The sequence below is a fragment of the Kitasatospora sp. MBT66 genome, assembly GCF_000710405.2.
Classification (GTDB): domain Bacteria; phylum Actinomycetota; class Actinomycetes; order Streptomycetales; family Streptomycetaceae; genus Kitasatospora; species Kitasatospora purpeofusca.
On the sequence record NZ_JAIY01000015.1, the window covers coordinates 173,142 to 180,711 of the forward strand.

The window sequence follows — 7,570 nt, forward strand, 5'->3', positions numbered from 1 at the left end:
GCCCCGGCGTCCGTCCCGGGGTTCCGGCTGGAGTCCGGAGGACCGCCGCCCCCTCCCGCACCGGAGACCGTGCCGGATCCGGCGCCGTCCCCCTCGCCGTCCCCGGCCGCTCCCGCAGCGCCCGCTGTGCCCGGTGCCCCTGCCGCGTCCGCCGCCGTCCCGGCGTCGGCCGGTCTGCGCGCGCGGGTGCAGCCCGTCCCCGGGGCCGCGGCCTGCGCCGTCCCGCCCGAGCGGGGAATCGAGCAGGAGCGCGGCTGGGTGCGCCGCACCTTCAGCGAGCAGTTCAACGCGATCGCCGGATCGGTCTCCCGGGTGATGTCGGAGTCCCCGGGCCTGCGCGGTACGGACCGCGCCGAGGCGGCAGCCGCGCTCACCGAGCTGGTCTCCGTCCGGCTCTACCTGTCCGGGGACAGCCGCCGGGCGGACGCCGCGGTCCGGAGCGCCGACCCGGGTCCGCACGTGCCGCTGGCCCGGTGCGTGGCGGCCGGGCTGCGCAGACTGCCCTCGTACCGCGGGCCGGTCCTGCTCCGGAGTGGGCTGGCCGAGGCGGAGCGTGCGCTCTACCGCGAGGGCGGGCTGCTCACCGAGTGGGCCTTCTGCCACGCCCGCACCACCCTCCACGCCGGGCCCCCGGACGGGACGGACGTGCTGGTCTGGTCGATGACGGCCCGGCGGACGGCCATACTGGACCCGGCCGTGCCCGACCGGGTGCTCTTCCTGCCGGGCACCGGCTTCAAGGTGCTGCGGGTGGACGGCCGGACGGTCATGCTGCGCGAGCTCTCGCCGTCCGAGATCGCCGCCGACGGCCGGGTGGATCTGCGGCCGGTGAAGCTGGACGCGATGGCGCTGGCCGGTCTGGAACGGATCCCGGCCGCACTGGCGGCGGCCGGGACGGACGAGACCGTCGACGGCGCCGACCCGCCCGGGCTGATGCCCGTTCCCCCGCCGTCCGTTCCCCGCACGACCGTTCCCCCGCCGTCCATTGCCCGCACCTCCGTTCCCCCGCCGTCCGGCGCCCGGACACCCGCCCCCCGTACCGAAGGAGCCGGCCTGTGAGCAGGCAGGTGCTGCTCGTCTCCCCGCACCGCCCGGGCGCCCACCGCTCGATCTCCGGCGCCCTCGCCGAGGCCCCCGAGGGCGCGCTGATCACCGTCGCGCCGGGCCGATACGAGGAGGCGCTCGGCATCACGCGCCCGGTCACCGTGGCCGCGGCCGGGGATGCCGGGAGCGTCGAGGTGCACGCCGCCGCCGGCAGCACCGTGGTCGTGGACGCCGAGGCGGTGCAGCTGTCCGGCCTCGTGCTCTCCGGTGACGACCGGCAGGCTCCCGTCCTGGACCTCCGCCGCGGGCAGTCCGCGCTCGACGGCTGCCGGATCACCGGGGACGCGTGGGCCGCCGTGCTGGTGCGTCAGGACGCCACCCTCGCGGCGCGCGGCTGCCGGGTGGTCAACCCGTACGGTGCCGGGGTGGTCGTCACCTCCACCGCGGCGAGTGTCCTGGAGGAGACCGAGGTGACGGACGCCGGCTCCTCGGCGGTGGTGGTCGCCGAGCGCGGCCGGCTGGAGGTCCGGGACTGCCGACTGGACCGGCCGCGGGGCAACGGGATCTGTGTCAACGGCAGCGGGTCGGTGCTGGCCGAGGGCGTCAGGATCACCGGCAGCGGGAAACCGGGCCTCGCCGTGGAGCAGGAGGGCCGGGCGGCCCTGCACCGGGTGACGGTGAGCGGCAGCGCCGCTGTCGACGCCTACCTCACCAGCCGGGGAGAGACCACCCTGACCGACTGCGTCCTCTCCGGCTCGGCCGGGCAGGCGGTGCACGTCGCGGAGGGTGCGGCGCCGGTGCTGCGCCGCTGCACGGTCACCGGGGCGGCGGGCAGCGGGGTGGAGGTGACCGGCGGCGGGCGGCCGGTGCTCCGGGACTGCGAGATCACCGGGACGCCGGTCGGGCTCCGGGTGAGCGGCCCCGGCAGCGCCGTCGTGGCCGACGGGCTGACCGTGCGGGACGCCGCCACCACCGCCGTCCTGGTCACGGACGGGGCCGGCGGGGAGCTCGACCGGCTGACCGTCACCGGGGCGGCCGGTCACGGCGTCCGGGCCGACGGCGGTGCGGAGGTGTCGCTGCGGGCGGCGGCGATCACCCTGGCCGGCGGGACGGCCGTCGAGCTGACGGGCCGCGCCACCGGCCTGCTGACCGGTGCGCGGATCACCACCACCGGCCCGGGCCGGGGCCTGGGAGTGGCGGCGGGGGCGAGCGTCCGGGTCACCGCCTCGCTGTTGGACGGCTGCCCGGCGGTCGTCGGCGAGGACGGCGAACTGACCGCCCATGAGAGCGAGTTCACCGGCTCGGGTGCCGAGGGCGTGCGGGTGCTGGCCGGCGGCTCGTTCACCGCGGTGGGGTGCCGGGTCAGCGGGGCCCGCGGCTACGGCGTCGACGTCCGGGCGGGTGCCAGGGCCGACCTCGGCAACTGCGCGGTCGTGGAGAACGCGGGCGGCGGGGTGCGGTGCGCCGGTCCGGCGGGCTCCGTGCGCCTCCACGACTGCGACGTCCAGGAGAATGCGGGCCAGGACCCGGCGGTCCGGGGTGCGGCGGCCCGGGACACGGGCGGAGCGCACGACGGCGCCGCCGCGCGGGCCGGGGCCTCCACCGGCTCGGAGCCCGGCCCGGCGGCGGACGGCCCGCCCGCGCACGGCGGGACCGGGCCGCTGGCCGAACTGGACGCGCTGGTCGGCCTGGAGAGCGTCAAGCGGGAGGTCACCGGGCTGATCAACCTCAACCGGATGACCAAGCGGCGCAGCGAGATGGGCCTGCCGATGCCCCCGATGAGCCGGCACCTGGTGTTCGCCGGTCCGCCCGGCACCGGCAAGACCACCGTGGCCCGGCTCTACGGCGCCGTCCTCGCCGAGCTGGGCATCCTCGGCCAGGGCCACATCGTGGAGGTGGCCCGCGCCGACCTGGTCGCCCAGATCATCGGCGGCACCGCCATCAAGACCACGGAGGTCTTCACCAGGGCGCTCGGCGGGGTGCTCTTCGTCGACGAGGCCTACACCTTGACCAATCAGTCCCGAGGCACCGGGCCGGACTTCGGGCAGGAGGCGGTGGAGACGCTGATGAAGCTGATGGAGGACCACCGTGACGAGATCGTCGTCATCGTGGCGGGCTACTCCGAGCAGATGGACCAGTTCCTGGCCTCCAACCCGGGGATGGCGTCCCGCTTCTCGCGCACGGTGGAGTTCCCCAACTACGCGCCGGGCGAGCTGGTGACCATCGTCCGGGGCCTGTGCGCCAAGCACTGCTACGAACCGACCGGCGGCGCGGTGGAGGCGTTGACCCGCCACTTCGAGGACGTCCCGAAGGGGCCGACCTTCGGGAACGGCCGGGTCGCCCGGCAGGTCTTCGAGTCGATGATCAGCAACCAGGCGTCCAGGCTGGCCGTCCGGCCGCCCGCGGACGACGGCGAGCTCAGCGTGCTCACGGCCGCCGACGTCACCGCCGTGCGCGGAGAGCCCGTGCGTCCCGAAGCCGTCCGTGCCGAAGCCGTCCGTGCCGAGGCGAACCGATCGCCCGCGGACGCCCCCTCGACACCGTCCCCCGCCGCCGCGGCGGCCCCCGGGTCCGGAGCCGCAGCCCGACCGGCGGCCGGCCGCCACCTGGCAGGACTGGTCGGCCTGGTCCCGGTTCGGCAGGCGCTGGCGGCCCGGCTGGACGCCCTGGCCGCGGCCGGACAAGGCGCCGCCGGCCTGGCGGACGTCGTCCTGGAGGGTACGCCCGGCAGCGGCCGGCGGGCCCTGGCCGCCGCCTACGCCCGGTCCCTGGCCGAGCTCGGCCTCGTCCCGCTCGGCACGCTGGACCGGTTGCGGCTGTCGGCCGTGCCCGCCCGGTGGGCGGAGCAGCCGCGCAGTCCCGTCGCGGACGCCTTCCGGCGGGCCGCGGGCGGCGTGCTGCTGGTCGAGGCGGACCCGCTGTTCGAGCGTCGGCCCGCCGTCGAACAGGCGGCGGTGGTGGACGCGTTGGCGGCCGGGGCGGCCGGTCGGGACGCGCACGGCGCGGCCCTGGTGCTCTCCGGGCGCGCGCCGTTCCTGATGGGCCTGCTGGCGGCGCGGACGGATCTCGCGGGCTTCTTCGCGGAGTACCTGCCGCTGCCCCCGTACACCGGCGCCGAGCTTGCCGCGCTGACCGTCCGGCGGCTGGAGTCGCTGGGTCTCGTCGTCAGCGACGCGGTGTCGGCGGAGCTGGCCGGACAGGACGGCTCGCTGGGGGCGCGCGGGGCGCACCTGCTGGCGCTGCGGATCGCCGGTTCCGCCCGTGCGCGCACCGTCACCCCGGCGGACCTTCCCGCCCCGCTCCGCGCCTCGGCCGACGGGCGGCCGGTGCAGTGATCCGGGGTCGGCGGGGCAGCGGAGGGGTGATCCGCGGCCCGGGCGGCACCGGGTGGAGCAGCATGGGCGACAGAGGCTCAGCACGGCAGCACTCCTGACCGCACGACCGAAAGGACCGGTTGATGGCCAACCAGACGACCTCCGTCAGCATCGAGGGGATGCTGGCCGCCCAGAGCAACTTCCAGACCGCGCTGGACGAGGCGAACCGCACCTACACCCAGATGGCCGGCCAGATCGAGACGCTCCAGTCCAGCTGGACCGGTGACGCCTCGACCACGTACCTCGGGGCGATGAACACCTGGCTCCAGGACTTCGGCACCGTCCGTACGCAGCTCGGTCTGATGCTGGAGAAGCTCCAGGCGAACACCGGGTCGTACGGGACGACCCACCAGGCCACCACGGACATGGCCTCCCAGCTCAGCAAGGGCATGGCCACCCCGCTGCCCGGCTTCTAGCGCACGCCCCGTGCACCAGGCCGGGCGCGGGCCGGTCCACGGGCCCCGCCCCGGCCGCGCCGCCCGCCCCCGGAACCCCAGGAGGAGTCACACCCATGAGCACCTACGCGGTCAACATGACCCAGGTCGAGTACATCGTCGGTGAGATGGCCGCGATCAGCAACAAGCTCCAGCAGACCCTCAGCCAGCTGGACGACGGCACCGCGCAGCACCTCAGCGAGTGGAGCAGCGACGCCCGCACGACCTACGACACCGCGAAGACCAAGTGGGACGCAGCGGCCGGCGACATGGTGCTCCAGGCACAGAACGCGACCACCGCGCTCGGGCAGATCCACGAGTCCTACCACCAGGGCGAGCGGCACGGCGTGAGCCTCTGGGACCAGTGACGTGTCGGCGACCGACGAGTCCCTCGCCGCGCGCGACGACTCCCACCAGTCCTCCGACCCGAACATCAACCCCAACGACTACGGGGGCGGTTCCGGCAGCAGTGGCGGCGGCTCGGGCGGCGCGGACCACTGGACCGGTGACCCCCACATCGGTGCCGGGCACGGGACGTTCAGCGACACCAACCCCTTCGCGGTCCCGGTCGTGCCGCGGCACGGCGCGACCGGCCCGGGCACCGTCGCGGTGAGCACGCCCTCCCTGGACGTGTTCGCGGCCAACATCGACCGGCTGATCCGGCCGATGAGCGAGGTCGCCACCGCCCTGGACGGCGTTCGCGTCGCGCCGGGGTCCTTCTACCACGCCAACGTCATGCGCAACCGGGTGAACGGGCCGAACGGCGACGCCGGGCTGAAGAAGGACTTCGGCGAGTCGCTCTCCTCGCTGATCACCGGGCTGACGGACCTGCGGGACGGCGTCAGGGCGCTGAGCGCCAAGTACCGCACGGTCGAGGAGGCCAACGGGATGACGGCCAGGGACTTCCAGCAGGCTGTGGCCGACGCCGTCGGCGACTTCAACGCCGTGGTCACCGCGAACGGTGGCACCGGCACGGCGAACACCACCGGTGCCAACACCGGCGGCGGCACCGGCAACGGGTCCGGCGGCAACACCCCCGCCCCGGCCTGACCGGCGCGGCCCGGTCGGACGGATCGAGAGGAGAACGGGACGTGCCCGACTACAACGGCCACGGCTTCCACCAGGGCGACGACGGAGCCGTCTTCGGGACCACCGACGGCTCGGCCACCGGCTCCGAGGGGGACTACGACCTCTGGGACTGGAAGCAGATCATGGCGGCCGTCAGCGGCATGTCCGCCGGGGTCGGGGACGACGCCAACCTGTCCCACGCCCGGTCGGTCTCCGATCCCCGGTCGCTCCAGGACGCCGCCAACACCTACTACCGGGTGCAGAAGTCGCTGGAGGCGGTGGCGAAGAGCCTGGTCGACCAGGCCAAGGCGCTGGCCGGGGAGGACGGCCCCTGGAAGGGTCCGGCGGCGGACTCCTTCCTCGACACCATGACCACCTTCTCCCGCCAGGTCGCGGCCAACGCCAAGGTGCTGTCCGGCGGTTCGACCGGTCGGCACTCCGTCCCCCAGCAACTGGCGAACAATGCCGTCACGCTGAGGAACGCCAGGCTCAAGCTCGCCGAGATCGACACCTGGTACGCCGACCGGGCACAGCAGTTGGGCCTGACACCGATGTCCAACGGCCTCATCCCGATCAGCCAGAAGCCGGAGCTGGTCCGCAACATGACCGAGGACATGCGGACGGTGCTGAAGAGCCTCGCCTCGCACTACCGGTTCACCTCCGACACGATCGTCTCCCCGCAGCCGGTCCCCTCACCGGTCAACACCCCCGACGAGCACCAGGGGCCCGGCGGCGACGGTCCGGGCGGTGGCCCCGGTCCGCTGCCGGATCCGCAGGGCGTCGGCGGGGACCTCCCGGGAGGGGGCGACCTCGCGAGCCTCGCCGCCGGGCCCGGCCTCGACGGGCTCGGCGCGCCGGGGGACCTCGGTGCCGGCCCCGGTGGCGCGGACGGCCTCGACGACCTCGCCGGACTGGGCGGCCCCGGAGGGCTGAGCGAGCTCGGCGGCGCGGGCGGCCTCGACGGTGCCGGGCTGCCGGACCTGCCCGGGCTGTCCTTCCCCGGCGGGCTCGGCCTCGGCCCCGGCGGACTCGCCGCGCTCGACCCCGGGACCTACCCCGGCCTGGCCGACCTGGGCGGTCACGGCGGCCTCGACAAGCTGGGCGGGCTCGACGGGACCGACTTCGGGGGCCTGCCCACGCTGGGCACGCTGGGCGCACTCGGGCTCGGCGGCCTCGCGGGCCTCGGCGGTCCGGGCGTGGTCGGCAAGGGCCTGACCACCGGCCGCGGGACGGCCTCCGGCCTCGCCGGGTTCCCGCGCGGCCTCGGTCTCGGCGGCCGGGCCGACCGGACCGGGGAGGAGGCGGCCGGCGAGGAGCTCCAGGACGGCGCCGGAACGGCCACCGGGCTCCCGGTCGGCGCGGCCACCGAGTCGGGCCTGCCGACGGGCATGGGCGGCGCCGGGATGCCCTTCATGCCGGGCATGGGTGGCGGCGCTCCCGCCGGCCGGGGGGACGGTTCGGGCGAGCGGTCCGACGCCTCGGGCCTGCTGACGCCGAGTACGGAACCCTGGGAGGCCGGGGCGGCCTCCGGCGAGCCGGAGGCCGGGTCCGCCGCCGGCGCGGCCGCCGGCGGCGAGGGGCTGACCGCGGGCGGGGTACCGCTGCTGCCGGCCGCGGGAGTGGCGGGGACGGCCGGCCGGACCGTGGAGAAGA

5 protein-coding genes and 1 pseudogene are annotated in these 7,570 nt (G+C 75.9%); all 6 read left to right on the plus strand.

Features of this window, described 5'->3' with window-relative positions:
* Window positions 1-1,056: pseudogene (locus tag BI06_RS49875) on the plus strand (hypothetical protein); the annotation flags it as partial.
* A complete protein-coding gene (locus BI06_RS35905; protein ID WP_043475335.1) occupies window positions 1,053-4,376 on the plus strand; it encodes a right-handed parallel beta-helix repeat-containing protein in 3,324 nt (1,107 codons plus the stop codon). The pseudogene BI06_RS49875 and the gene BI06_RS35905, both read left to right, overlap by 4 nt.
* Window positions 4,377-4,498: 122 nt before the next feature.
* On the plus strand, window positions 4,499-4,831 hold the full coding sequence (locus BI06_RS35910) for a WXG100 family type VII secretion target (protein ID WP_030396826.1): 333 nt from the start codon (window positions 4,499-4,501) through the stop codon (window positions 4,829-4,831).
* A 95-nt stretch (window positions 4,832-4,926) separates the two neighbouring features.
* A complete protein-coding gene (locus BI06_RS35915) occupies window positions 4,927-5,217 on the plus strand; it encodes a WXG100 family type VII secretion target (protein WP_030396825.1) in 291 nt (96 codons plus the stop codon).
* Window position 5,218: 1 nt separating this feature from the next.
* On the plus strand, window positions 5,219-5,899 hold the full coding sequence (locus BI06_RS35920) for a hypothetical protein (RefSeq protein ID WP_030396824.1): 681 nt from the start codon (window positions 5,219-5,221) through the stop codon (window positions 5,897-5,899).
* A gap of 41 nt (window positions 5,900-5,940) precedes the next feature.
* Window positions 5,941-7,570, plus strand: a 1,630-nt coding sequence (locus tag BI06_RS51665; protein ID WP_233290423.1) for a WXG100 family type VII secretion target, incomplete at its 3' end; no start/stop codon positions are given.

What these genes read in the sequence shown, in the direction of transcription:
- BI06_RS35915 (WP_030396825.1), top strand. Translation starts at nt 4,927, where the DNA reads ATGAGCACCTACGCGGTCAACATGACCCAGGTCGAGTACATCGTCGGT.
- BI06_RS35910 (WP_030396826.1), top strand. Translation starts at nt 4,499, where the DNA reads ATGGCCAACCAGACGACCTCCGTCAGCATCGAGGGGATGCTGGCCGCC.